At 45.4% G+C, this 1,009-nt stretch carries 1 protein-coding gene and 1 pseudogene; one reads left to right on the top strand and one right to left on the bottom strand.

Features of this window, described 5'->3' with window-relative positions; translation table 11 throughout:
* Positions 1 to 93 (top strand): annotated as a pseudogene (locus tag K5Q99_RS21800) (IS5/IS1182 family transposase); the annotation flags it as partial.
* A gap of 262 nt (positions 94 to 355) precedes the next feature.
* On the opposite strand, the gene K5Q99_RS21805 reads toward K5Q99_RS21800, so the two are convergent.
* Positions 356 to 1,009 (bottom strand): transposase (locus K5Q99_RS21805; protein WP_220778119.1); only part of this gene is annotated, 654 nt, incomplete at its 5' end.

A 1,009-nucleotide genomic window follows, 5' to 3' on the forward strand; every position in this document is an offset into this window, starting at 1 on the left:
GCAATATCAACAAGATATGACAAGCTAGCAAGAAATTACGCCAGTATGGTGTCACTGGCGTTTATGTTAATGTGGCTGCCGATGTATTGCTGAACAACATTTGTACAGCAAAGATCAACAGACCCTAGCCACCCATGATATAAAAATAACCAACAACATCGAAGCTACGTTTACCAAACGGTTTGTGGCTTAGATTGAAAAGCCAGGTTTTCGGGGGATTATCCCTGGTTATTTTTTGATTTGCGGATAATTAGCAGGAATTGGGTCGATTTAGTTCGAGTCAGGCTCTCCACTGCTATGGATGAGTGAAGTTTGGCGCTGAACTATCTCTGAATGTGGACTATCTCTAAATGGCTCAGCTTGCCATTAAATTCAGGCAGCTGTGGCGATAGTGCCTTCGTCGCTTTTCAAGGTGTTCGCAATAACAAGTGAGCTCTTGCACAGTACCTACAGGGCCTTTAAAAAGCTGCCCGAAATGCTGAGTGAGCTTAAGCCAATTCTCAGGCGGAATATTAAGGCGAATCAGTAAGCTTGCACTGCTCGAACTGATACTCCCGCGTTTATCATCGCGAATAATTCTGCCAGTATCATCGACCAGTTGCAGATAATCTTGTACATCAAAGGACAGCCCTTTAGGCATATTATCTCGCTCATTACCGATAAAAGGCAGTAAGGTTTCGGGTTGTTTGCCGGCTAGTGCCGCACGGATACGCCGTTGAATACTAGTGAAGTTCGAAGTTTCTGGTGATGTGGCCAGTTGAGCGCGAATAGGGTTGAGGTCAACATAAGTCATACATGCGAGTACTGCCGCCTCATCGAGTAGGGCTTGGGATTTAAAACGGCCCTCCCAGAAGCGTCCTGTGCAGTTATCCTCTTGATTTGCCTTACGGGCGATAGGTTCATTTAACGCTCGCATAAACCAAGAAATATCACTTAAGCGACTGCGGTATAGAGCGATATGGTGTTTAAGGTTAACCACGTCATGGGCTTCAACAACTTGCCCTTTGAC

This window comes from Shewanella hafniensis, from assembly GCF_019655335.1.
Lineage (GTDB): Bacteria > Pseudomonadota > Gammaproteobacteria > Enterobacterales > Shewanellaceae > Shewanella > Shewanella hafniensis.